This window comes from Sphingobacterium wenxiniae, from assembly GCF_900116225.1.
GTDB lineage: Bacteria > Bacteroidota > Bacteroidia > Sphingobacteriales > Sphingobacteriaceae > Sphingobacterium > Sphingobacterium wenxiniae.
Map to the genome: position 1 here is coordinate 407,807 of NZ_FOZZ01000001.1, position 24,246 is coordinate 432,052.

General features: G+C 40.1%; 16 protein-coding genes. 7 read left to right on the top strand and 9 right to left on the bottom strand.

Annotation, left to right across the window (positions count from 1 at the left end):
* Nucleotide 1: 1 nt before the first annotated feature.
* Both BM375_RS01825 and BM375_RS01830 read right to left on the bottom strand, forming a co-directional pair.
* Nucleotides 2-3,214 carry a SusC/RagA family TonB-linked outer membrane protein gene (locus BM375_RS01825; RefSeq protein ID WP_212611603.1) on the bottom strand — a complete coding sequence of 1,071 codons (3,213 nt, stop codon included), beginning with the start codon at nt 3,212-3,214 and terminating at the stop codon, nt 2-4.
* Between the two features lie 403 nt (nt 3,215-3,617).
* A complete protein-coding gene (locus BM375_RS01830; protein WP_093363443.1) occupies nt 3,618-3,854 on the bottom strand; it encodes a hypothetical protein in 237 nt (78 codons plus the stop codon).
* 276 nt (nt 3,855-4,130) lie between these two features.
* On the opposite strand from BM375_RS01830, the gene BM375_RS01835 reads away from it, so the two are divergent.
* Complete coding sequence (locus tag BM375_RS01835; protein WP_093363444.1) at nt 4,131-6,842, top strand: DNA gyrase/topoisomerase IV subunit A; 2,712 nt, start codon at nt 4,131-4,133, stop codon at nt 6,840-6,842.
* A gap of 33 nt (nt 6,843-6,875) precedes the next feature.
* On the opposite strand, the gene BM375_RS01840 is transcribed toward BM375_RS01835, so the two are convergent.
* From BM375_RS01840 to BM375_RS01850, 3 genes are read right to left on the bottom strand one after another with little or no spacing between them, the layout of a single operon-like run.
* Entirely contained in the window at nt 6,876-7,418 is a 543-nt protein-coding gene (locus BM375_RS01840; RefSeq protein ID WP_139227476.1) for a SecDF P1 head subdomain-containing protein, read from the bottom strand.
* 46 nt (nt 7,419-7,464) lie between these two features.
* The gene (msrA, locus tag BM375_RS01845; protein WP_093363446.1) at nt 7,465-7,980 is read right to left on the bottom strand and encodes a peptide-methionine (S)-S-oxide reductase MsrA; all 516 of its coding nucleotides are present in this window, start codon (nt 7,978-7,980) and stop codon (nt 7,465-7,467) included.
* A 42-nt stretch (nt 7,981-8,022) separates the two neighbouring features.
* Nucleotides 8,023-8,985: a glycosylasparaginase gene (locus BM375_RS01850; protein ID WP_398356723.1), complete on the bottom strand. Its 963-nt coding sequence runs from the start codon at nt 8,983-8,985 to the stop codon at nt 8,023-8,025.
* A 218-nt stretch (nt 8,986-9,203) separates the two neighbouring features.
* Between BM375_RS01850 and BM375_RS01855 the strand changes: the two genes are divergently transcribed.
* The 4 genes from BM375_RS01855 (at nt 9,204) to BM375_RS01870 (ending at nt 16,367) form a co-directional block, all read left to right on the top strand.
* A complete protein-coding gene (locus BM375_RS01855) occupies nt 9,204-10,409 on the top strand; it encodes a C40 family peptidase (RefSeq protein WP_093363448.1) in 1,206 nt (401 codons plus the stop codon).
* Nucleotides 10,410-10,479: 70 nt separating this feature from the next.
* Nucleotides 10,480-11,514: a dipeptide epimerase gene (locus BM375_RS01860; RefSeq protein WP_244525794.1), complete on the top strand. Its 1,035-nt coding sequence runs from the start codon at nt 10,480-10,482 to the stop codon at nt 11,512-11,514.
* A 186-nt stretch (nt 11,515-11,700) separates the two neighbouring features.
* Nucleotides 11,701-14,889: a SusC/RagA family TonB-linked outer membrane protein gene (locus tag BM375_RS01865; RefSeq protein ID WP_244525795.1), complete on the top strand. Its 3,189-nt coding sequence runs from the start codon at nt 11,701-11,703 to the stop codon at nt 14,887-14,889.
* A 20-nt stretch (nt 14,890-14,909) separates the two neighbouring features.
* Nucleotides 14,910-16,367 (top strand): RagB/SusD family nutrient uptake outer membrane protein, encoded by a 1,458-nt coding sequence (locus BM375_RS01870; protein ID WP_093363451.1) that lies wholly within the window; start codon nt 14,910-14,912, stop codon nt 16,365-16,367.
* Between the two features lie 131 nt (nt 16,368-16,498).
* Here the strand turns inward: BM375_RS01870 and BM375_RS01875 are convergent, their stop codons facing one another.
* The 3 genes from BM375_RS01875 to BM375_RS01885 all read right to left on the bottom strand — a co-directional run bounded on the left by BM375_RS01875 (nt 16,499) and on the right by BM375_RS01885 (nt 21,742).
* Entirely contained in the window at nt 16,499-18,184 is a 1,686-nt protein-coding gene (locus tag BM375_RS01875) for a sodium:solute symporter family transporter (RefSeq protein ID WP_093363452.1), read from the bottom strand.
* A gap of 83 nt (nt 18,185-18,267) precedes the next feature.
* The gene (locus BM375_RS01880; RefSeq protein WP_093363453.1) at nt 18,268-20,427 is read right to left on the bottom strand and encodes a cation:proton antiporter; all 2,160 of its coding nucleotides are present in this window, start codon (nt 20,425-20,427) and stop codon (nt 18,268-18,270) included.
* 100 nt (nt 20,428-20,527) lie between these two features.
* On the bottom strand, nt 20,528-21,742 hold the full coding sequence (locus tag BM375_RS01885; RefSeq protein ID WP_093363454.1) for an ABC transporter permease: 1,215 nt from the start codon (nt 21,740-21,742) through the stop codon (nt 20,528-20,530).
* Between the two features lie 115 nt (nt 21,743-21,857).
* Between BM375_RS01885 and fmt the strand changes: the two genes are divergently transcribed.
* Nucleotides 21,858-22,775, top strand: coding sequence for a methionyl-tRNA formyltransferase (gene fmt / locus BM375_RS01890; RefSeq protein ID WP_093363455.1), 918 nt, complete (start codon nt 21,858-21,860; stop codon nt 22,773-22,775).
* Here the strand turns inward: fmt and BM375_RS01895 are convergent.
* Complete coding sequence (locus BM375_RS01895) at nt 22,772-22,981, bottom strand: helix-turn-helix domain-containing protein (protein WP_093363456.1); 210 nt, start codon at nt 22,979-22,981, stop codon at nt 22,772-22,774. The genes fmt and BM375_RS01895 overlap by 4 nt on opposite strands.
* Nucleotides 22,982-23,326: 345 nt before the next feature.
* On the opposite strand from BM375_RS01895, the gene BM375_RS01900 reads away from it, so the two are divergent.
* Nucleotides 23,327-24,187, top strand: coding sequence for a sigma-70 family RNA polymerase sigma factor (locus BM375_RS01900; protein WP_093363457.1), 861 nt, complete (start codon nt 23,327-23,329; stop codon nt 24,185-24,187).
* Nucleotides 24,188-24,246: the final 59 nt, after the last annotated feature.

Sequence of the window (24,246 nt, forward strand, 5' to 3'; positions counted from 1 at the left end):
ATTAAAAGTCAAGGTTTAAACCAAAAGAAATCGTAGTTGCAAAAGGATATGGAGATACTTTTCCATCCTCAGGCTTCATCTCAGGGTCGATTACTCCTTTAAATACACCAAGTTTCGATATAGTAAGCAAGTCTTCGCCCGAAGCGTAGAATCGCACACGAGAGAAAGGCAATCGTTGAATCTTCTCTTTGGACAATGTATATCCCAATTGAATATTCTTTAGTCTCGCGTATGCACCACTGATAAACCACTTGTCAGATGCTTGAAAGTTTTGATTTCCTTCAAGATAAGGACGCGGGAATGCTGCATCAGTGTTTTCTGGTGTCCAGTAATCCATCTGGAAATCCATCGGCAAGTACCATGAGTACAATGCTGGTTGAATCAATTCATTACTTGGTTTGAACTTCCGCTTACCAATACCTTGAACAAAGAGACTGAAATCAAAAGCTTTATAACCCAAGTTAATATTCAAACCGTATTGGTATCTCGGATTTATATCACCCAAGTAAACCAAATCTCCCGAGTTACTTAACCGACCTTCACCAATACTGATTTCACCATCACCATCTACATCCAGATAGCGCACATCACCTAAGCCCGGTACGCCTGCAGCATTTCGTAGGCGTGCATAGCTTGGAGCGTTAGCCAAATCGGCATCTGTCTGAAAATAGCCATTTGTTCTATATCCCCATATCGATTTCAAAGCGTAACCTTCAACAAGATTATTTATACCTGCGGCAATAACATCGTTCGCACCACCGTATTTAATCAAACGGTTTTGGTTGTCCGCAAGGTTAAATGCTACACTATAGTTGAAGTCCTGTCCAACTATGTCGCTATAGGACAAAGCCGCTTCCCAACCCCAGGTTTTTAATTTACCATCATTTGATTTAGGAATAGCGATACCCACGGTAGCAGGTAAGCTGACATTCACCAACATATTGTTGTTGAACTTATTGAAGTAATCAAACGATCCGCGTAGCTTGCGGTTTAAGAAACTAAAATCTACTCCGAAGTTTCTGGTCTCGATAGTTTCCCAGCTTAAATTAGTGGCTGGTATCAATCCTTGTGAAATAGCAGTCTGCCGAGAATCACCAAGCACAATGTTAGTCGCCGTAGACAATTGCGCTATATAATCGTAATAGCTAATTCCGGTCTTAGAACCAACTTTACCCCAAGACACACGCGGTTTGATTTCGTTAACTATATGCGAAATATCGCCAAACCAGTCTTCCTTTACCATGTTCCATCCGGCAGAGAAAGAAGGGAATACTTTTACTCTATTGCCAGCGGAAAGACGTGAGCTTTCATCGCTACGAACTGTGGCTTCGAAGAGATATTTTTCCTTGAAGTTATAATTGAACCTTCCAAAATACGATTGCATTTTCTCCGTTTCAGCATGTTGAGAATGGCTCTTATTTGCCGGATCGGAAGTAAAATTAAGACTTGGGTTATCATTCACGTAAAGATTACGTGTACTTGCAAAAAGATGCTTCTTTTCATAATCAAAGAATTGATAACCTCCCATCAAGTGAATATTGTGGTTTGACGCTATCGTCAAATCATAATCCACAATCGCCTGATAATTGACCCGTCTTATTTTCTGGTTTTCAATAGAATAATTATTCGGATTGTTCAACTGGCTTGCCGTAGATGCTGTCGGACCGGAATAGAACGTTACCGTTCTTCTAAAGTTCCTGAATTCACGTTGCTCATCCTCACGACCATACATCAACCGGACTTCTAACCCTTTAACCAAGTTATCAATTGTAGCGGTTACATTATTGAAATACGTACCTCTTTTATCTGTATTGAAACCACCGTCCTTCATCAAGGCATAACCAAATGCCGACGAAGTTCCGCTTCTGTAATATGTCCCGTCCTCATTCAATAAAGGAAAACGCATCCGGGAAGAAAAGAACTGGCGCAAAATACTGTTACCACCACCCTCGATGCCATAGCCTCCATCCTGAGGCATATCGTTCGCTTGATCGATGTACGCACTTCCGATGTCCAATTTAAAGTTTTTGTTTACCCGTGCAGAGATGTTAGCACGCGCATTCCAACGAGAGAACTTGTCATCACCTACCTTGAACATACCATTTTGGGTCATATTCCCCAAAGATGCCATATAGGTCACATTGTCATTTCCACCCGAGAACTGCACATTATTGTTATATAGGTTATATGATTTGCTGACCACTTGATCAATGATATTTTCCTGATTGTATGTACGCCATTGCCCATTTGATCCGAGAACAAATGTAGGCCCATTAACTGCATAATCCAGGTCTTCATCGGTATACTCGGGAGCTAAATTGGCATTCGCACGTGCAAGGTTCATGTATTTCATTTCCTCAACAAGCGACAACCTATCTGGAATATTACCTGGTCGCTGCCATGCAACATTACTCATCAACGAAATCCGAGAACGTCCTTTTTCACCTTTTTTAGTCGTCACCAACAATACCCCGCCAGCAGACTGAGCACCATAAATAGCAGTCGCACCACCATCTTTCAAGACACTGATATTTGCAATGTCACTCGGATTCAAGGCCATGAAAGTAGATTCGGAACTCACTACTCCATCGATAACAACCAAAGGAGGTACATCTCCATTTGCTGAAGTCGCCCCACGAACTTGAATATTTAGGCCTTGATTTCCTGGTCTTCCTGAGTTTCTGGTAACGACAAGGCCTGGTGATGCTCCTTGCAACATATTAACCACTGTGGGGGATGGTCGATCCTGAAGTAACTTAGGGTCAACTTCGGAAACTGCACTTGTTAGGTTAGTTCTTTTCTGTGTACCAAATCCCACGACAACAACTTCTTCCAATGCACTCTCATCAGATTCTAAAGTTATGGAAAGCGTACCCGAACCAGCAATCACTTCAGTCGGTTTATACCCTATACTACTCACAACAAGGGTAGCATTCGCTCGTGATACATTTAATGAAAATTCTCCGTTTGCACCGGTCGTGGTTGCATTGGTCGTGCCCTTTTCCGTTACCGTAGCGCCTACCACAGGATTTCCTTCCTGATCGACTACTTTTCCATTTACCGATGTCTGGACAAGCATCACGGTAGAAAAATCAGCGCGCTCTCCAAATTCCGTAGCCTTCGCTTCATCTACGGAGTAAAGCAGCACTGGAAACAAAAACGCCAACTTCCAATAGAGGCGACTTTGTTTTTTTGATGTGTAATTTTGGTTCATACTATTGATTGTTTTGGGTTATTTAACAAGACTAATGTATTAACCCAAAAGCATAATAATATAACTTCAAAAGCAGTCAATCGATTGCACAACTCACGAAAACGTTTTCTATGTAGTAGAATTATTTATAGATTTTACAAAAAAAGAAAGCCGCAAAAAAATTCGCGGCCTTCTTTTTCAAATTCTTACATAAATTCCAGCAGTCGGAGACTGCTTTTAGTGTACACCCTTCGTGTCACTTCGCTAAATACGAAAGATAGGGACAATCCGTGGTCAAACCTATAAGGTTTTCGAAAACCTTATAGGTTTTTCTATAAAAATCCCTCTACTATCTGTAGCGTTCTACAAAGTAGCTACGGATCTTTTTATAAAGAGGAGTTTGCGGGCTCCATATGGAATTCTTTTACAAGCTATCCCGTGATAAACTATCTAAGGTCGATAAGGAATCCTGATTTAACGTATCGGTCGTGCCGTATAGAGCTTTATCGGATGCATTCAGATTATATCGGGACTGATCTGCTTCACTCACCGGGCCGGGAGTATTTTCATCAGTCATTGTTGCATTGTTCGTGCCGGATTGACAAGCCATAAATAAGCCTACAAAAGATAATACAGCTGCTATTCTCATTAAATGTTTCATAACTAAATACTTTTAATTTCCACACTATTAAAATGTCTCCAATCTTAAAAAAGACCAGATTCCGTTTTAATAATTAACAGTTTACCCACATTTTTGTTTAAAATGTTCTCATTTTCACATGTATCTTCACACAAAAGAGAGAATAACAGAGACCTTTCTTCAATCACGTTTACCCTGATACACATTTTCGCCTCATCTCATAATTCAGGGATTTTTTGCTATTTTTACATGCTTTCAGAAAACAGTAAGCATAAAATATAGAACTATTATTAGTCCATGACTGAAGAAACAAACTTTTCGGAGAATAACCAAGATGACTTGATACCTCAAGAACAAGAATCGGCAAGTACGACCATACCCTTATCCGGGTTGTATGAAAACTGGTTTCTTGATTATGCTTCTTATGTTATCTTAGATCGTGCAGTTCCACATATCAACGATGGGTTCAAGCCTGTCCAGCGCCGTATCCTACATTCCTTAAAGGAAATGGATGACGGTCGTTTCAACAAGGCTGCAAATGTCATCGGTAATACCATGAAATACCACCCACATGGAGATGCCTCCATTGGAGATGCCATGGTACAACTAGGGCAAAAAGATCTGCTGATCGATTGTCAAGGAAACTGGGGAGATCCGATTACAGGAGATTCGGCTGCTGCGCCTCGTTATATAGAAGGACGGCTTTCGAAATTCGCAAACGAAGTTGTTTTCAACCCCGACACTACCGAATGGCAACTCAGCTATGATGGTCGGAATAAAGAGCCTGTCACCCTACCCGTTAAGTTCCCATTACTTCTGGCACAAGGTGCGGAAGGAATCGCTGTAGGACTAGCGACGAAAATCATGCCTCACAACTTCATCGAGCTGATTGACGGTTCCATACAAGTGCTAAAAGGTGAACGTCCAAATATATTCCCTGATTTTCCGACAGGAGGTTTTGCTGATGTGACCAATTACAATGAAGGTCGCCGTGGTGGCAAAATTCGTGTCCGTGCAAAAATTGAGGAACGCGACAAAAAGACCCTGGCAATCACCGAGATACCTTATGGCACAACAACTGGAGGCTTGATTGATTCCGTTGTAGCGGCCAATGAAAAAGGTAAAATAAAGATCAAAAAAATAGAAGATAATACCGCTGAAAACGTGGAGATTATCGTTCATTTAGCATCAGGCATTTCCCCCGATGTCACGATTGATGCGCTGTACGCTTTCACAGGCTGTGAAACATCCATTTCACCGAACACCTGCGTTATCATCGATAACAAACCACACTTTATGAGTGTGAACGATATCTTGATTAAAAATACGGAGCAAACCAAAGCATTACTGAAACGTGAACTGGAAATTCGGCTACATGAATTGCAGGAGAGAATATTCTTCAGTTCCTTGCTCAAGATTTTCATTCAGGAGGGTATGTACAAGCATCCAGACTATGAAAACTCAGGTGATTTTGACACAGTAGTGCAGGTATTAAACCGTCTTTTTGAACCATTCTTTCCACAATTCTATCGGGAGATCATGCCCGAAGATTATAAACGACTTATCGACAAACCGATGAGTAGTATTACGCGCTTCGATGTTAAAAAGGCAGATGAACAGATGAAAGCATTGGAAGAGGAAATCAAAGGTGTAAAGAAAAACCTTCGTAATCTGACAGAATATGCCATCGACTGGTTTGAACATCTTCGTACAAAATTTGCCAAAGGCAGGGAGCGCAAAACCGAAATCCGCATATTTGACAAGGTAGAGGCTACACAAGTTGCCTTGGCCAATGCTAAATTATATGTCAATCGTGAAGAAGGCTTCATCGGCACAGCCATGCGCAAAGATGAGTTTGTATCCGAATGTTCAGATATTGATGATATTATCGTGTTTCGTGCAGACGGAAAGTACGTAGTTACAAAAATCCAAGATAAAGTATTTGTCGGAAAAGATATTATCCATGTAGCAGTATTCAAAAAAGGGGATGATCGTACCGTTTACAACGCAATCTACAAAGATGGCCCTTCAGGAACCAGTTATGTTAAACGGTTTTCAGTAACAGCTGTTACCCGAGACAAGGAATACGATGTCAGTAAAGGAGAAAAAGGATCAAAAATCCTTTATTTTACAGCAAATCCGAATGGCGAAGCTGAAATTGTCAATATACAGTTAAAGCCCCATTCTAAATTACGCAAATTAACCTTCGATATTGATTTTGCAGAGATTGCTATCAAAGGGCGTAGTTCGCAAGGTAATATTGTTTCCAAGTACCCTGTTAAAAAGATTACTTTCAAAAGTGCAGGCGTTTCTACCCTAGCGGGTCGTAAAATATGGTTTGATAACATCTTGAAACGGTTGAATGCTGATGAGCGAGGCCGCTACTTAGGTGAATTTGACGGAGACGACAAAATACTCCTTGTTCATCCGGATGGATCATACGAATTTTCATCCTTCGATCTGAGTAACCACTTTGATGATAAGCTGCTAAAAATGGAAAAATATCAGCCAGATCATATTTACACAGCCATTCATCAGGACGGGAAAAGCGGGACATATCTGGTTAAGCGATTTAAATTTGAAGACCAGCCCATTGGCAAAAGAGTATCTTTTATCAACGACTCTCCAGGCTCTAAACTTATCTTATTGACAAATGCACAGGAACCTGTCGTGCATCTGGATATCCTGAAAGGCAAATCCCAAACTCCGGAATCTTTGGATCAACCATTGAACGAAATTATCGATATCAAAGGGATGAAGGCTCAAGGCAACCGACTTTCCTTCCACACTATAGAGAAAGTCAAGTTGCTTACAGAGGAACTGGATCTGAGCAAAAAAGCTGAGAATACCCCCGCAGTTAAAGAAGAAGAGGAGCCTATTGCCGAAAATGATTCCCCTGCATCTGAAAATAGTATAACAACGGAAGGTAAAAAGGAAGATATCAAATTTGAAATCACCAATCCCGACGACATTAATCTAGATGATGGCGGGCAAACATCCTTATTTTAAAAGTAATGGGGTTTCTAAAAAATTTTAGAAACCTCATTTGCTTTTCAACACCTTCACCATCTCTTTTACCTCTTCCAAGGTAAAATTACCGGAAATCTGAATTCTTCCACCGGGAATTTTCTCATTAACTACAGGCATCATGATTACTTTTTTACCAATCACAATAGCGATAGGTTTCCCGATATTTTCTTCTGTGAGGTCTTCAAACTTCGTTGCTCCTTCTTCTGTAAGTTCTATGTTTATAACGGGCCTCCCAATATAATCGTCAAATCCAGTTTTTGCTTTTTCAATATCGCTCTTAGTTACAACCGGTTCTTCCGCAAGCACTACATTTTTAAAGGGATAACCAGCCTCAAACTCAAAGACTTCATAAAAGCCGTCCACCTGCTCTACATCAAAAGGCTCAAAACCATACGCAGGACTTCGAGGGTTAACATCTTCTTCTAAATACAAAGAAGCTGCAACAGCCGTTTCTGCGACTTGAACAGGAGTCTGCTGTTGAGGTTTCCGCACCCTCTTACTGGCACAGGACAGTGTAAAAACGAAAAGAAAACAATAGATTACTTGTATTTTCATTATTTACACCTCTATTTCTTAAAAAATCCTTCGCAATGCTTTCCAGCTATTTTTTATATTCTTTTAAAAACTTCTGCAATTTTGGGGCTATAACAGCTGCACAGAACGGATTTCCTGGATTGTCGTTAAAATAGTTATGATGATAGTCCTCCGCCTCCCAGAAGGTTTCCGCAGGTTCTACAGTCGTTACGATAGGATCAGCAAATACTTTGGCTTCTTCCAGCTCTTTTATCATCTGATCTGTTTGCTGTTTCTGTTCTTCTGCGTGGTAAAAAACGACAGAACGGTACTGCGTACCCACATCATTACCCTGTCTATTCAGTGTCGTTGGGTTATGTGTTTTAAAAAAGATTTTCAGTAGTTCCTGAAAGTCTACCTTTGCTGCATCAAATTCCACTTGCACGACCTCCACATGATCCGTGTCCCCTTGACATACTTCTTTATAAGTTGGGTTATCAGTCTTACCACCCATGTAACCCGGAATCACCGATGTTACTCCGTCTGTATTCTGAAAGATGACTTCTGTACACCAAAAACATCCTCCACCAAATGTTGCTTTCATTTATTTTCTTTATTAATTCGAGACTCCAGTTCCCAATCTCCACTAAAAAATATGTTTTCCCTTAATAACCAAATCCTGTTTTTGACTGTCACAAACGGCATACGTAAAACCGCTTTGCAAAGCATACGAACCGTATTCCCCCTTTTTATTCAAAGCAAGAAAACCGACTTGAATTTCTTTTGCAGTTTCCGGCTTTTTCTTGATGATACGTTCCACGGCTTCACGGCAAGCATCTTCGGGAGAATATCCTTGACGCATCAATTCCACTACTAAGAAGCTCCCGACAGTCCGGATAACTTCCTCACCAACACCTGTAGATGTAGCTCCACCCACCTCGTTATCAATGTAGAGTCCTGCTCCAATAATCGGGCTATCCCCTACCCGTCCACGCATCTTAAATGCCATGCCGCTCGTAGTGCAAGCACCAGACAAATTACCGTTGGCATCTAAAGCTAGCATACCAATAGTATCGTGATTATATTGATTCCCGGGCAAACGCTCTGTGTTAAAGGATTTATTCTCAATATTCATGATAGGTTTGTACTCTTTTTCTTTCAACCATTCCTGCCATGCTTTTTCAGAAGAGGGAATCAACAGGTTTTCCTTTTCAAATCCTTGCTCTAAAGCAAATTGCAGCGCTCCTTCTCCTACGAGCATCACATGTGGTGTTTTTTCCATGACCAATCGCGCCACTGAAATCGGGTGAGCAATATGCTCCAGTCCTGCAACAGAACCACAATTCCCCAATTCATCCATGATGCAGGCATCTAACGTGACATGTCCGTCACGATCAGGATAGCCACCCTTACCTACCGTTGGATTAGATAAATCCGCTTCTGCCACGCGTACGCCCTTCTCCACGGCATCCAATGCACGCCCATTAGTTTTCAGCACCTCCCACGCACCCTGATTAGCCGCAACACCAAAATCCCATGTCGATATAACAATAGGATTCTGCATCTTACTATTGGATTGACATGCAATCAGTTCTGGAAGTGCTGCCATAGAGACTGCCCCGATAAGAGATTGCTTTATAAATTTTCTTCTTGAATTCATCCTATTCTTCAATATATTCACAATATTACAAAAAATATTAAGGATATTTTTACTATGTTTGCTATTGCAGTCTCACAAATAAAAAAAGCAAAAAAACGCATTTTTATTATTTTTATATTTCTGCTTTTATAGCACTTTTTTTTTAAAAAATAATAACCAATAATCACATGAAAAGAGCCATTTATACTGTATTATTGCTTTCTGCTTTAAATACCCAAGCACAAACCGATTCTACGGTTTATTTCCAAGTCAAACAAACGGTGGAGGCCGTACAAGCAGCACATGCCCCTGACAAACGTACAAAATTGGTTGAAATCATAGAAGCAGAGGCTTCGTCCAATACGTATATCATCCAAACAACGGAAAAAGACATCCAAAAGCAATTACAACATGATTTATCCAGCATCGAAGGGAAATTAACAGTTGAGCTACTCCCCCATGAAGCTGTAAAAGATCGACCTTATGGCATCATCAACCTTTCAGTAGCAAACCTTCGCACAAAACCCAGCCATGCGGCTGAAATGGCAACACAGATATTATTAGGCACACAAGTTGATCTGTTACAGAAAGACGGCAGCGATTACCGTGTACGCACACCCGAAGGTTATATCGCTTGGGTACCAACCTCATCTGTCGTGCCTATGAATGCCGTAGAAGTAGAAAATTGGAAAGGAAGCCAAAAGATTATTTACACTAATGAATTTGGTCGTTCCTATTCCCAAGCCGACATAAAAAGTCAGCGTGTTTCTGATTTAGTATACGGCAATATATTGGTACTGCAAGGCGAAGAGAAAGATTTTTATAAAGTCATTTATCCTGATAAAAGAATCGCTTTCATTCCTAAAGCAGAAGCTACATCTTTTGAACAATGGCTTAGTACACGTGAAGCCACAACGGAGAACATCCTAAAAAGTGCCAAGACTATGCTCGGATTACCCTATTTATGGGGTGGTACATCGGTGAAGGGAGTCGATTGTAGCGGTTTCACCAAAACATCTTTCTATATGAACGGGTATATTATTCCACGAGATGCTTCCCAACAGGTGTTGCATGGGGAACCTATAGATATCTTGGATGAAAACCGTGATTTTTCTGCTGAAAAAGCGATGAAAAACCTTAAACCAGCAGATCTTTTATTTTTTGCAGCTGGAAAACACAATAATCCAGATGCACGTGTAACTCACGTAGCACTTTATATTGGCAACGGTGAATTTATACATGCTGCAGGAACAGTGCGCATCAATAGTATGCTAAAAGATGCGGACAATTACGATGACTTCCAAACACGTACTGTTGTTGCTGCTCGTCGCTACGTAGGTTCCTCAGATAAAGCCATCAAAAAAATAGAAGAAAGCAAATATTATAATAAGTAAAAAGTTAATCATTCAATTGTAGAGGAACAACAAATCGGATATGACGACACCACAGTGGCAAACAAAAAGAATGGGTAAATTTACCCTCCGTTTCAGGCCTTTCACCTTAGAAATGCGACATGTGTTCACGGTAGCTTCCTTTAGTCGTACGACTACGCCGGTCGTACTGACTGAGCTGGAATACGAAGGAATCATCGGCTATGGAGAGGCAAGTATGCCCCCTTACCTCGGCGAATCACAAGAAAGTGTTATCAGCTTTCTTAACAAGATCGACTTATCACATTTCGACAGTCCCTTTCAGACAGAAGAAATCCTACATTATGTAGATAACATACAAGAGAAAAACACCGCAGCAAAAGCAGCCGTCGATATTGCGCTCCATGATTTACTCGGCAAATTGATGGGACAGCCTTTTTACAAGATTTGGGGCTTAACCCCTGAATTAATTCCACCTACATCATACACTATCGGTATCGACACCGAGGATATGATTCGCAAGAAAGTAGCCGAAGCAGGTCAATTTAAAATACTGAAAGTAAAACTCGGCCTAGAAACTGACAAAATGATTATTGACACGATTCGTTCTGTCACCGATGTCCCACTTTGTGCAGACATCAACCAAGGCTGGAAAAACAAGGAAGAAGCTCTTGAGATGACGCATTGGCTAGCAGAAAGGGATGTTGTGTTCCTCGAACAGCCTATGCCGAAGGAGCAAATTGATGATATGGCTTGGCTGACCGAACGCTCTCCCATCCCTACCATTGCGGACGAGGGTTGTCAACGCTATAACGATATCGTCAAATTACAAGGGGTATACACGGGAATCAATATCAAGCTCATGAAGTGTACGGGTATGCGAGAGGCCAAGAAAATGGCGGAACTAGCACGAGCATTGGACATGAAAGTTATGTTGGGTTGTATGACCGAAACATCTTGTGCTATTTCTGCTGCTGCTCAATTAGCACCTTTGGTAGATTGGGCAGATTTAGATGGCGCTTTGCTCATCGGCAATGATATTTTCGATGGAATGCAAGTCGAAAATGGCTTGTGCAGGCTCTCGGAAGAGCCAGGAATAGGTATCCGAAAAAAGCAACTAACTTTATAAAATCAAGAATACCTTTTACATTTCATTTCTTACAGGAAATCGTAGAAGGTGTTTTTTTTGTACATTATTCTACACACCACATACTATTCGAAAAATAATTCGGATTTAAAAACATTTTTATATACAAAATTTTGACAACATAAAATATTAACTTAACTTTCAATTCTAATAAACTAAATCTCATTTATGATGAAGAGACATGTACTAACTTCCATGTGCATTATTGCCTGCAGTGCCATGCAGGTTGTCAATGCACAGCAAATGTCGGTTGCGGGGAAAGTAACCGACAGCGAGGGGAAACCTATCTCGGGTGTTACCCTCACCATCAAGGGCACAAGCCAAGGAACCTCAACCAATGAAAGTGGCCTATTTACTCTTAATGCAAATTCCAATGCTACACTTATCATCAGCGCAGTAGGCTATCAAACTCAGGAGATACCTTTAGCCGGTCGAAACACCTTAAATATTGCCTTAAAAACCGATGAAAGGGGCATCGATGAAGTGATGGTCGTTGCCTATGGTACAGCAACAAGAGCCTCATTTACGGGTTCAGCTGCGACAGTAAGCTCTCAAGAAATCAAAGATAACCCTAAACCTTCGTTTCAAGAGGCACTCATTGGCAAAGTGCCCGGACTTCAAGTTACAACAACATCTGGACAGGCTGGGGCAACACCTGAGATACGTATCCGTGGTATCGGTTCTATGAATGCCTCCAATTCCCCTTTATATGTAATTGATGGTGTCCCAGTGATTTCTGGTAGTGTAGGACAAATGTCTGACTACGTTTCTGGAAGTTCCAACAATGTACTGGCTACATTAAATCCCAATGACATTGAATCAGTCACAGTCTTAAAAGATGCAGCAGCTTCTGCATTATATGGTTCACGGGCTGCCAACGGAGTCATCATTGTCACAACCAAACAAGGAAAACAAGGAAAACCTAAAATTGACCTACGTTCTTCTATCAGTATGACGCCATCATGGGCTACAGATAACTGGGAAGTTGCTGGTCCACAAGAACAAATAAATACACTATATCGTATATTGCATGACTCTCGTACTTCCAGTGGCCAATCTGATGAAGCAGCAAATCAATGGGTATTGAATCGCTTTAATAATAATTTTGGTCGACATGGTTATGAATTTAGTACTAATGGACCAGGACTGTATGAAAATGTAAATATCAAAGGTAGAACGGATGGGATAGAAAATCGTGACGGACGTTATTTCGATTGGGATAATGCCTTGTTCAGAACAGGTATTTTCCAAACGAACGACCTTTCAGTAAGTGGTGCAACAGAAACTACGCGCTATTATACATCGCTTGGATATACACAGGATAAAAGCCGTATGATTCAAAACGATTATAATAGAATAGGCGGAAGGGTAAACTTAACACAAAAAATTGGCAAATATCTAGAGTTTGGATCGAACGTAAGCCTAGCCCACCAAAAAACAATAGGACTAAATGACACACGCAACACGGGCACAAACTACCTTATGCAAACCCGGAATTTGCTATGGCCTTTCTACTGGCCTACAGATTATAAAACAGGAGATGAATACTCTGCCCGTTATGGTTCATTAGCTTATAACCCTCTATATTATAACAAAGAATGGGAAAATGCTGCTAAGTCTAGAAAAATTTCAGCCGTAGAATCCTTAACATTAAGGCTTCTACCAGAGTTAAGTATAAAAACGATTTTCTCTTATGACGACACAGAAACAAAGGATCACCTATACTACAGTGCTAAACACTATACAGGTCAGTCCACTAACGGTGTCGTTCATGAAATGTCTACAAATACCATGAAAATGGTATCTTCCACTACGGCCAATTATAACAAAACCTTTCAAAGTCATAATATCGATGCCTTGGTTGGTTTCGAAGCGGAAAAGAACAATACAGAGTTTATCCGGGCAACTGGTAGAAACCTCCCTTCATCAGCTCTTCATACTGTAGCAACAGCAGGCGAATTGGAAGCAAGTGCCTACAGCTGGGGTAACAATATGATGTCTGTACTTTCGAGATTGCAATATAACTATAATGAAAAATATTACGCTTCAGCTTCGTTCAGAAGAGACGGTTCTTCACGTTTGGGGCCGGAAAATCGTTGGGGTAATTTTTGGTCTATTGCTGGTTCGTGGCGATTAAACAACGAAGCCTTCTTGAAAGAGATTACAGCCATAGATGATTTGCGCATCAAAGCATCCTATGGTGTAAACGGAACTTTACCCACTTCAAACTTCGGTTGGCGCGCTATGACCAGTTATACAAATCGTTATATGGAGCAAGCTGGTGGAGGATTATCGAATGTTGCTGATCCAAGTCTAACTTGGGAAACAAACTACCAGACGAATATAGGCGTGGAGTTCGGTTTATTTGCCAATAAGTTATTTGGTAGTGTAGAGTATTTTAACAGAGATTCAAAAAACCTTTTACAAAATGTCCCTATTTCCACCATCACAGGATTTTCTTCCACATTGAAAAATGTTGGTCAAATCAATAATAAAGGATGGGAATTCTTAATAGGTTCTGACATCATAAAAAAGAATGACTGGCGCTGGAGTGCAAGTCTCAACGGAACATTTCTTAGCTCTAAAGTAGTTAAGCTTTACGCTGCAGAAGGAGAAGAACAAGGTCAAGATATTATCTGGAATGATCCTACAGGAGGCGACGCTCGCACGCGCTTTATTTATCGAGAAGGTGAATCTACATTGGCCTTTTTTGGTATTGAATGGGCTGGCGTTGACCAAACCAATGGTAAAAACATGTGGTTTGTAAACAATCCTGATGATCCAACCGATGGCGACTTTTTAATTGATGGACGTGGTGTCAGTTTGGATTATCGAAAAGCGCAGCGTGTCATCATGGGAGATGCAAATCCTAAAATGTATGGAGGAATAAATACCGATGTAGAATACAAAGGTATTTCTGTGGGGCTAAATTTCATCTACAAGATAGGCGGAAAATTATATGACGCTTCTTCACGTGACGTTGCAGATGATGGTTATTATTGGGAACGCATTCGCTCTCAATATTTTATTGACGAGACTTGGACCGATATTAAAGAAAGCGGAAGCTTACCTAAAGTTTCTGGGCAAGATTTAGAAGATGTAAACCAAGTGAGTAGCCGACACCTCTATGATGCTTCTTTTTTGAGACTACGTAACATTTCCCTGGCTTACCGAATTCCTGCCAGCTTCACAAAAAAAGCAGGTATTAACAGTGCTCGTATTTATTTTAATGGAGCAAATCTACTAACGTTCTCTAAATATAAACATGCTGACCCAGAAGTCAACAATTATGGAACACGTGGTTGGGAAACGCCGATGGGAAAGACCTACACATTTGGACTAGAATTTAGTTTTTAATATACGAGAGGAGCAAAAAAATGAAAAAGCTACATATTATATTATTATCTATAGGAATTATTTTTGCAAGTTCCTGTAAAGATTTTTTGGATGTCAAGCCTACAAACTCTGGTGACGCGGCAACATCCATACAGACAGCACAAGATGCTCAAGTTATCCTAACTGGAATCATGAGTAAAATGGCTGATGGCAGTTACTATGGACGTAATTTTCCTTTGTATGCTGATGTTAAAGGTGGTGATTTAGCCGTGTTCAGTCAAGGACGTGGCTACGATTACCTATATGCATATAATCATGCAGAAGCAACCAACACATATTCTGGCGTATGGTCGCAAGGGTATCACATTATCGCTCAGATCAACAATTTAATTGAAAGCATAGAAAAGTTAGAGGAAGGAGGAACTTCCGAGAATTTCAACAACTTCAAGGGACAAGCACTGACCGCACGTGCTGTCATCTATTTCGACTTGGTTCGCCTATACGGAAAATCCTATGATGATGACAAATCCGCTTATGGAGTTCCAAACGTAACAACCATGTTGGAAGCGAGTGCACAAGAACTACGTGCTACCGTGGAGGAAAATTACACACAGATTCTAAAAGATTTAAAAGAAGCTGAACCTTTATTGGCGAAAACCAAAACAAACGGTTTTATAAATTACTATGCTAATAAAGCTATGCAAGCCCGCGTATATTTGTACATGCAGGACTATCCTAATGCATTAGCTGCTTCTGAAGAGATTATCAGCAGTGGTGGCTATCAGTTGTATACCAATGAAGATTGGACAACTTCATGGACAAGGCAGTTTGGCAGCGAATCAATTTTTGAATTAGGTATCTTTCCAAGCGAAGGAGATTTAATCAACTCCTCTTTAGGAGCTTATTTCCGTAGAGCGGGTCACGGGTCAGCATCTATTTTAGGTTATTTCATGGCAAGTGACAACTTCATCAATCTATTAAATGAAGACGAAGACGATATTCGACATGGTGTTATGTCAAACGACGAAACATCAGCTACTCGTATGGGTGCGTGTTACAAATATAGTGGAAGTACCGACCTCAAAGGCGATAAGGGAAGTGCTAACAGTACAGCCGTCAACATAAAAGTTATCCGGCTATCTGAAATCTATCTTATTGCTGCCGAAGCAGCCTTGCATATTGACAAAACAAAAGCTGCAGAATATTTAAATACCATACGAAAAAGATCTCCTAATTTGTCTCCCGCAACGGCGAGCAACATTAATCTGGATATCATTGTGGACGAACGTAGTAAGGAATTATTTGGAGAAGGGCATCGTTTCTTTGATATGATTCGTTGGAATAAAACGATTGTCTTTAATGATGAGTTGGGGAACTTAGCCATTACTCACAGGCCTAAGCAAATCGACCGTAGTTTCTACAAAACATTACTACCTATCCCAATCAACGAAATTAATGCTAACCCAGGTATTAAAGCACAACAAAATCCGGGGTACTAAGCTTTAGACCTTAGTCTATAAGCTGCAAGCTATGGGCAATACGCAAAAAAAAAGAGCTTCCGAAAATTTTCGGAAGCTCTTTTTTTAGTATCTCAATACCCACATCTCAATACTCAATACTATTATATACTCTACCAATAAATAAAATACAACGCTGCTGTAACAAGCGCCACCAACAAAGCACCCGCCACAAATGCACTATGCGATTTGAACATCTTGGTGTCCACTTCCAGGCCATTCGGAACAATACCTCTCGCATTGTCAGCTTTACTGATAAAGAACATGCCCATCACACAGATAACGAAAACAATAGCCATCCGATCTAAGAAAGGTATCTCATACAACCCGCTGGCAGGATTAATAACCGAGAAACCTATGCCGTGCAGAAAAGATAAGTCCATAAAGTTCGGCAAGAATTTCAAAACACAGGATAATACAAACCCACCAATCATAGCAAACATGGCCGCATTGGAGGTCGTCTTTTTCCAGAAGAAACCTAATATGAACATGGCAAAAATTCCCGGAGAAACAAAACCCGTATACTCCTGAATGTACTGGAATCCACCCTTTTTATCAATCCCTAAATGAGGAGCTATAAGTACTGCCATAATCATAGAGACCACAATAGTGATCTTCCCTGTATTAACCAACTGCTTTTCACTCGCTGTTTTATTGAATACTTTTTGATAGATATCCAAAGAGAAAATTGTGGCAACACTATTAGCTTTACCCGCAAGCGATGCAACAACAGCTGCCGTCAGCGCCGCAAAAGACAAACCTTTTAGACCAGAAGGCAATAAATTTAATAATACCGGATATGCACGATCGGCATTTACTTCACCATCCTGCAACATTTCGGTCTGAAATAAACCATCTTTCCACAGCACATAAGCTGCAATACCAGGCAGAACCACAATAATAGGCATTAAGAGCTTTAAGAAAGCTGCAAACAAAAGACCATTCCGAGCAGTTTTCAAATCAGCACCTAATGCACGTTGTGTGATATACTGATTACAGCCCCAATAATTTAGATTTGCTATCCATAATCCACCGATAATCACGGAAAGTCCCGGCAAGTCCAAATAATTTTCATTATCCGTTTTCAGAATCATATGAAAATGCTCCGATGCTTTATCCACCATCGTGTTATATCCACTCAGGATACCTTCCCCTCCATAATGCTCGGATACCAGATTCAAAGCCAAATAAGTTGTTGCCAGACCACCCAAAATGAGAAAAAATACTTGTATCACATCTGTATAGCCAATTACCTTCATTCCCCCCAATGTGATGATAATGGCAAAAATGGCAATAGCGTACATACAGAATTCCAGACTGAATCCCGATATACTACTTACCGCCAATGCACCCAGATAGAGAATAGAAGTCAGGTTGACCACAATATAGAGCATCAACCAAAAAATAGCCATAATCATGGCTACCGTGCCGTTGTAGCGCTTGTGCAAAAACTGCGGCATGGTAAAAATCTTGTTCTTGAGATAAACTGGAATAAAAAACACTGCAACAACCAATAAAGTTATCGCTGCCATCCATTCATAAGAAGCAATCGCTAAGCCCATCTTAAAGCCTGACCCACTCATTCCGATGAACTGTTCTGCCGAAATGTTCGAAGCAATAAGTGAAGCCCCAATAGCCCACCATGTCAACGACCCTTCTGCCAAGAAGTAGTCCTTGGAATCACCACCCGCCAGTTTTGAGCGTTTTTTATAATACACCCAAATACCGTAAGATGCTACAACGACAAAATAAAAAAGAAAAACTAAATAATCCGATGTACTGAGAATGTTATTGCCCATATGGTTTAAAGTTGAATTAGTTTTACTAAAGTAGCAAAAGAAAAATAAATCTTTAAGCTATTTTTATAAAAATAATCCCCGCACTACAACTTATCCTTACTGAACATATTTCCGATTTCTTTACTGATTTTCTTGAATATCGGCGCCGCCTGTACATCTTCGTAGTCGTCAATATGTTGATATTCCCGTCGGCTTGGGAAAATTAATATCACATTTTGGTTCTTGAAATAACGTCCCACTCGCTTTGCCAAGCCGTCCAGCGAATCCCGATAAGATACTTCCCCATAGCGCGAGGAGACAAACACCAAGAGGGAATCTGCATTACTAAAGGTCGCCAATCCATATATATTATCCCAATCCTCATAATTCTCGAAAGACGTCGGAACACTGGATTGTACCGACTCCAAGAAAGTTCCCAATGCTTCCTGTGTACGTTGATTAGACACAAAAACAAGCGGCAAAGTAAGTTCTTTGGCCAGTTTCAACATCTTTTCCATCCAAAAAACAAATCCTAATTCTGATTCAGCCAATGGCGGAACAAATACCGTAATATTCCGATGTGACAATAAAGTTTTGTCCAAACGACACATAAACAAGTTTGCGTCCGTACGGTTCAGAATACTTTCGGTTTTCTCGCCTACAATCTTTTCGATAAACGAAGTTGCACTCGGCCATCCTAAGATAATACAATTCGCAAAAATCTCTTTCGATGTACGCCCGATACCACTCGCAATATTATGATCTATCGTGGTCATCAAATCAACTTCAGTTTCAGATCCTGAAGCATATTTGGCCATGTTATCCAAATTCTTACGGGCAGCAATAAGATTCTTTTCTGCCTGTTCATTATCCGGAACAACACTAAGAATATTCAAAGGACGATTAGATTTACCCGATTTGATGAGTGTCGCAAAATCCAAAATAGGTTCCATTTTCGACAAGTTAGCAATCGGTATCAGAATTTCTTCTTCAGTTTCAGGTACAGTTTCAGGGGTATCACTATCCACATGTCCTGCCATCACGATTTTCTTTGAAGCATTTTCAGTCACTAAAGAAGCAATAATACAGGTAATCAAAATAAGGACAATCGTCCCGTTTACCACATTTTCATCAATGATTTCACGCTCATATCCCACCATAATAATAGCCAAAGTAGCAGCAGCATGGGCATTACTCAGACCAAAAATTAAATTTCGTTCATTCTTACTATACTTAAAAATCAGCTGAGTTGCGGTAGCAGCAAGAAATTTACCAAAAACAGCCACAACAGTCAGTGTTCCTGCTATAATGAGTGCCATCGGCCCTTTCGTCAGCACACTGATATCCACAATCATCCCTACTGAGATCAAGAAGAAAGGGATGAAAATAGCATTACCGATAAACTCGATCCTATTCATCAATGCAGACGAATGTGGTATGAGCTTATTCAATGCCAATCCAGCAACGAATGCCCCTATAATAGGCTCCAATCCTGCAATTTCAGCCATGAAAGCAGCAAAGAAAACCACGGCAAGGACAAATATATAGTGTGCTGTTTTTTCTGCTTCAATCTTCTGGAAGAACCATTTGGCGATACGTGGGATGATGCCAAACATAATAAACAGAAATATAGTAAAGGAAACACCTAACGTAACCCAAAATTCCTGATTAAGCTGCCCTTGCGAAGCTCCTGTGATAATCGCCAAGATAATCAGTACAGCTGTATCTGTCAAAATCGTACCCCCGATAGTGATAGCCACGGCTTCATGTTTTGAAATACCATAACTGTTGACTATCGGATAAGTCACTAAAGTATGTGTGGCAAACATACTGGCTATTAAAATGCTGGGCAGTAATTCATAGCCCAGAAAGTAATGACAGACTGGAAAACCTATAGAAATAGGAATAATAAATGTCAAAAACCCAAAAAGAAAGCTCTTATTTTTCGTTTTCCTAAATTCATTCATATCCAGTTCGAGACCTGCTATGAACATGATATACAACAAGCCAATAGTCGAGAACAAATCAATAGCATCCACCCCACTCCCTTGCAAGGTCACCTTATCAATCTTGGTTATCCAATTCAAACCATGGGGTCCCAACAACACCCCGAAAAGAATCAACCCAATGATCCCCGGAACCTTAATAGGTCGTAGAATAATCGGTGAAACTAAAATAATGGTTAAGATAATTGAAAAGACCAATACCGGATTGGTAATAGGTGTAGAAAAGGCGTCTGAAATATGATGCAAGAATTTATCCATGTAAAAATATAGTGTCTTGTTAATAAATACGGCACAAACAAAGTGCAGTGAAAAATAAGGAAAATCAATATTATTTCCTAATTCTCACCAAAAAAGAACACTATTTGAACTGAATCACTTTAATTGGCGAAATGCGCGCAATTAGCATAGAAGGAATAAATAACGCCAACAGACCTATCGTAGCGACAGCTACATTTAGAAAAACAACTTCGTACCAAGTTATCAACATCGGTACGTATTCGATATAATAATTCGCTGGATCAAGCGTAAAAAAATGCGTATTGGTCTGAAATACATAAAGTGCTATTGCAACGATATTTCCAATCATTAACCCATACCCTATTATGTAAACCGAATTGTAAAGAAAGACCTTTCGAATTCCAGAACTGGCATAACCCAGCGCTTTGAGAATACCAATCATGGACGAACGTTCCAATATACTGATAAGCAATGAAGATATCATATTGATGATAGCCACGACCACCATCAGCACGAAGATGATATTATCGTTCATATCCAGCATATTCAACCAGTTAAATATATCCGGTACCTGCTCTTTAATATTAGAAGCATTAAGCTCAATTGGCAAATGTTCATTAATTTCTTCCGTAGTTCGTTCCAACGAATCGAACGGCGCAATACGGATTTCATATCCACCAACCTCTGTCTCATCCAGATTATTCAGCCTACGAATCAAATCCAACGAGCCAATGACATACGTCTTATCCATCGTTTCGGAATGCGTTGTATAAATTCCCTTAACGGTAAATGGGCGCTTACGGATAGGTTCTTGTACAAAATACATCACAAACTTATCGCCCACAGACAAATGCAAACGATTCGCTAGATATTCCGAAATCAATATCTGCTGATCCACATTATTCGAAAAGTCCAATGTATCTCCTTGGACAATACTGCGACGAAAATAACGCTGGTCATACGTTTTATCAATACCTTTCAGTAGGACGCCTTCTACTTCTCCATTTACGTTCATAATACCTGCCTTTGTGGCAAAAGGCACAATGGAGTGTACCGTCTCTATCGATTTTAATTCGGAAATATCGGTACTTGAAAGATAGATAGGCGTATTTTGATAAGAAGTGTTCAAATCATTTTTCAAAACAAGGATATCCCCAAAGAAAGCGCGTTGCTTTTCGATAATCTCCGACTTGAAACCCTTCAATATGGCAACGGACAAGATAATGGAACAAATCGCCAATGCCAATGCGCCTATGGTGACCCGCACAATCAATTTGGAGAAGGTGCGCTGTCCTGCAAAAGTTATCCGTCGAGCTAAAAAGTAAGGAAAATTCAAGCCTAAATAATTTGTAACTTCGCAAAGTTAATAAAAATTGTAAGGTAGCAACGCAGTACACGGAAACTTGTGCTGCTTTTAGATTTTTTGGTTTTTACTTTTTAATTTCCCCATCATGCGTATTATATTTATGGGCACTCCTGATTTTGCCGTAGCATCACTTGAAGCATTGTTACAAGCTGGTGAACAAGTTGTCGCCGTAATCACCACACCTGACAAACCTGCCGGACGTGGACAAAAACTGCAAGAGTCGGCTGTCAAGAAATTCGCCGTATCAAACAATATTCCTGTCCTACAGCCAATCAAATTAAAAGATCCTGATTTTTTGCAGGAATTAGCCTCTTTTCAGGCAGATTTACAAGTAGTCGTTGCCTTCCGTATGTTGCCAGAAGCGGTTTGGAACATGCCTCCTAAAGGCACGATCAATGTTCATGCCTCACTTCTGCCACAGTATCGAGGTGCCGCACCTATTAATCATGCGATAATAAACGGGGAGAAAGAATCAGGCGTAACGACGTTCCTCTTACAACATGAAATCGATACCGGCAACATCTTATTTTCGCAGAAGGTGCAGATAGAAGACACCGACACAGCTGGTATTCTGCATGATAAGCTGATGTCCGTAGGTGCTGAAGTACTTCTTAAAACTGTAGATGCAATAAAGAGTAACAACATCAACCCCACACCACAGGAAGAATTTGAAAATGACATATTAAAATCTGCACCTAAGATTTTTAAGCCATTTTGTGAAATCAATTGGAATCAGCCAACCGATATTGTATACAACCATATTCGAGGACTAAGTCCGTATCCCGGTGCTTTCACATATTTGGATGGTAAAACGTTAAAGGTATACGCTGCAGAGAAAGCCGGATCTATAGAAAAAGAAGCCGGACAATATGACACAGATGGCAAGAGTTTTCTGACTTTCGCTACACAGGATGGTAGCCTCCGCATCACGGCTTTGCAGATGGAAGGAAAAAAGAGAATGGATATCGTTGAGTTTCTACGTGGTTACCGATTTGAAAACTAATCTTCCTTAACGTACTCAATCAAGTCCCCTGGCTGGCAATCCAAAACTTCGCATAGCTTAGCCAGGGTGCTTAACCGTATAGCTCTACATTTTTGATTCTTGATAATCGAAAGATTAGACAAGGTAATACCAACCTTTTGACTTAATTCATTCAAAGATATTTTCCTTTTTGACATCATGTCATTCAAATGAATTTTTATAGGCATAACGTTCTAAATTTTATTCAATACTCATCAACTGTTTTACTTTTTGTGAACAACCTAAACTGTATTTTGTTTTGAAATTGGTTAAAAAACTATCAAAAAACTGTATTAAAAGCCTTTCCGTAAAGGATGAATATGGATGACATACACCATCCATTCGTTTATATATTATCAATTCTCACATCATCTTTTAACAAATTGGAACAATTTTTGCTACAACATTTACATCAGACCTCCAATCTTAACTACCTCAAAATGAGTAATTAATTTACAATTACATGAAGGTATATTAGCGAAAAATTACTATTTTTGCAAACATTTCAAAGAGAAAGGTATTTAATACATTAAATGAGACAGCTCAAAATTACACAATCCATTACCAATCGTGAGTCCCAGTCCTTGGACAAATACTTGCACGAGATTGGTAAAGTAGACTTGATTACAGCCGAAGAAGAAGTAATCTTGGCGCAACGCATTCGCGAAGGTGACCAGGTAGCTTTAGAGAAATTGACAAAAACCAACTTACGTTTCGTCGTTTCTGTTGCTAAGCAGTATCAGAATCAAGGCCTTACCTTAGGCGACTTGATTAACGAAGGGAATTTAGGCCTTATTAAAGCAGCAAAACGTTTTGATGAAACTAAAGGTTTTAAGTTTATTTCTTACGCTGTATGGTGGATACGCCAATCCATTTTGCAAGCTATTGCGGAGCAGTCACGTATCGTGCGCTTACCATTGAACCAAGTTGGTTCATTGAGCAAAATCAGCAAGGCTTTTTCAAAATTGGAACAAGAATACGAACGTGAGCCTTCTCCTGAAGAATTGGCAGACATCTTGGAAACGACCGTTGACAAGGTTTCTGACACATTGAGTAATTCGGGTAGACATGTATCTATGGATGCACCTTTCGTACAAGGTGAGGAAAACACTCTCTTGGACGTATTGGAAAACAGCGATCCCGACACGGATAGCATCTTGATTGATGAATCCTTGTCTGAAGAAATCAAACGCTCATTGGCTACCTTGACAGAGAGAGAACGTGAAATCATCGTCTTGTTCTTTGGATTAGGTTCAAACCACCAATTGTCATTGGAAGAGATTGGCGAGAAATTTAATTTAACACGGGAACGTGTTCGTCAGATCAAGGACAAAGCATTGCAACGCTTGCGCCATACATCGCGTAGCAAAATCCTAAAATCATATTTAGGATAATTTTCATGATATTTTTTTTTGAGATGCGCAACTGAATAGGTTGCGCATTTTTTTTATTT

Excerpts from the sequence above, each read along its gene's own strand:
- BM375_RS01825 (WP_212611603.1), bottom strand. The coding sequence starts at position 3,214 with ATGAACCAAAATTACACATCAAAAAAACAAAGTCGCCTCTATTGGAAG.
- BM375_RS01830 (WP_093363443.1), bottom strand. The coding sequence starts at position 3,854 with ATGAAACATTTAATGAGAATAGCAGCTGTATTATCTTTTGTAGGCTTA.
- BM375_RS01835 (WP_093363444.1), top strand. The coding sequence starts at position 4,131 with ATGACTGAAGAAACAAACTTTTCGGAGAATAACCAAGATGACTTGATA.
- BM375_RS01840 (WP_139227476.1), bottom strand. The coding sequence starts at position 7,418 with ATGAAAATACAAGTAATCTATTGTTTTCTTTTCGTTTTTACACTGTCC.
- msrA (WP_093363446.1), bottom strand. The coding sequence starts at position 7,980 with ATGAAAGCAACATTTGGTGGAGGATGTTTTTGGTGTACAGAAGTCATC.
- BM375_RS01850 (WP_398356723.1), bottom strand. The coding sequence starts at position 8,985 with ATGGCAGCACTTCCAGAACTGATTGCATGTCAATCCAATAGTAAGATG.
- BM375_RS01855 (WP_093363448.1), top strand. The coding sequence starts at position 9,204 with ATGAAAAGAGCCATTTATACTGTATTATTGCTTTCTGCTTTAAATACC.
- BM375_RS01860 (WP_244525794.1), top strand. The coding sequence starts at position 10,480 with ATGGGTAAATTTACCCTCCGTTTCAGGCCTTTCACCTTAGAAATGCGA.
- BM375_RS01865 (WP_244525795.1), top strand. The coding sequence starts at position 11,701 with ATGATGAAGAGACATGTACTAACTTCCATGTGCATTATTGCCTGCAGT.
- BM375_RS01870 (WP_093363451.1), top strand. The coding sequence starts at position 14,910 with ATGAAAAAGCTACATATTATATTATTATCTATAGGAATTATTTTTGCA.
- BM375_RS01875 (WP_093363452.1), bottom strand. The coding sequence starts at position 18,184 with ATGGGCAATAACATTCTCAGTACATCGGATTATTTAGTTTTTCTTTTT.
- BM375_RS01880 (WP_093363453.1), bottom strand. The coding sequence starts at position 20,427 with ATGGATAAATTCTTGCATCATATTTCAGACGCCTTTTCTACACCTATT.
- fmt (WP_093363455.1), top strand. The coding sequence starts at position 21,858 with ATGCGTATTATATTTATGGGCACTCCTGATTTTGCCGTAGCATCACTT.
- BM375_RS01895 (WP_093363456.1), bottom strand. The coding sequence starts at position 22,981 with ATGCCTATAAAAATTCATTTGAATGACATGATGTCAAAAAGGAAAATA.
- BM375_RS01900 (WP_093363457.1), top strand. The coding sequence starts at position 23,327 with ATGAGACAGCTCAAAATTACACAATCCATTACCAATCGTGAGTCCCAG.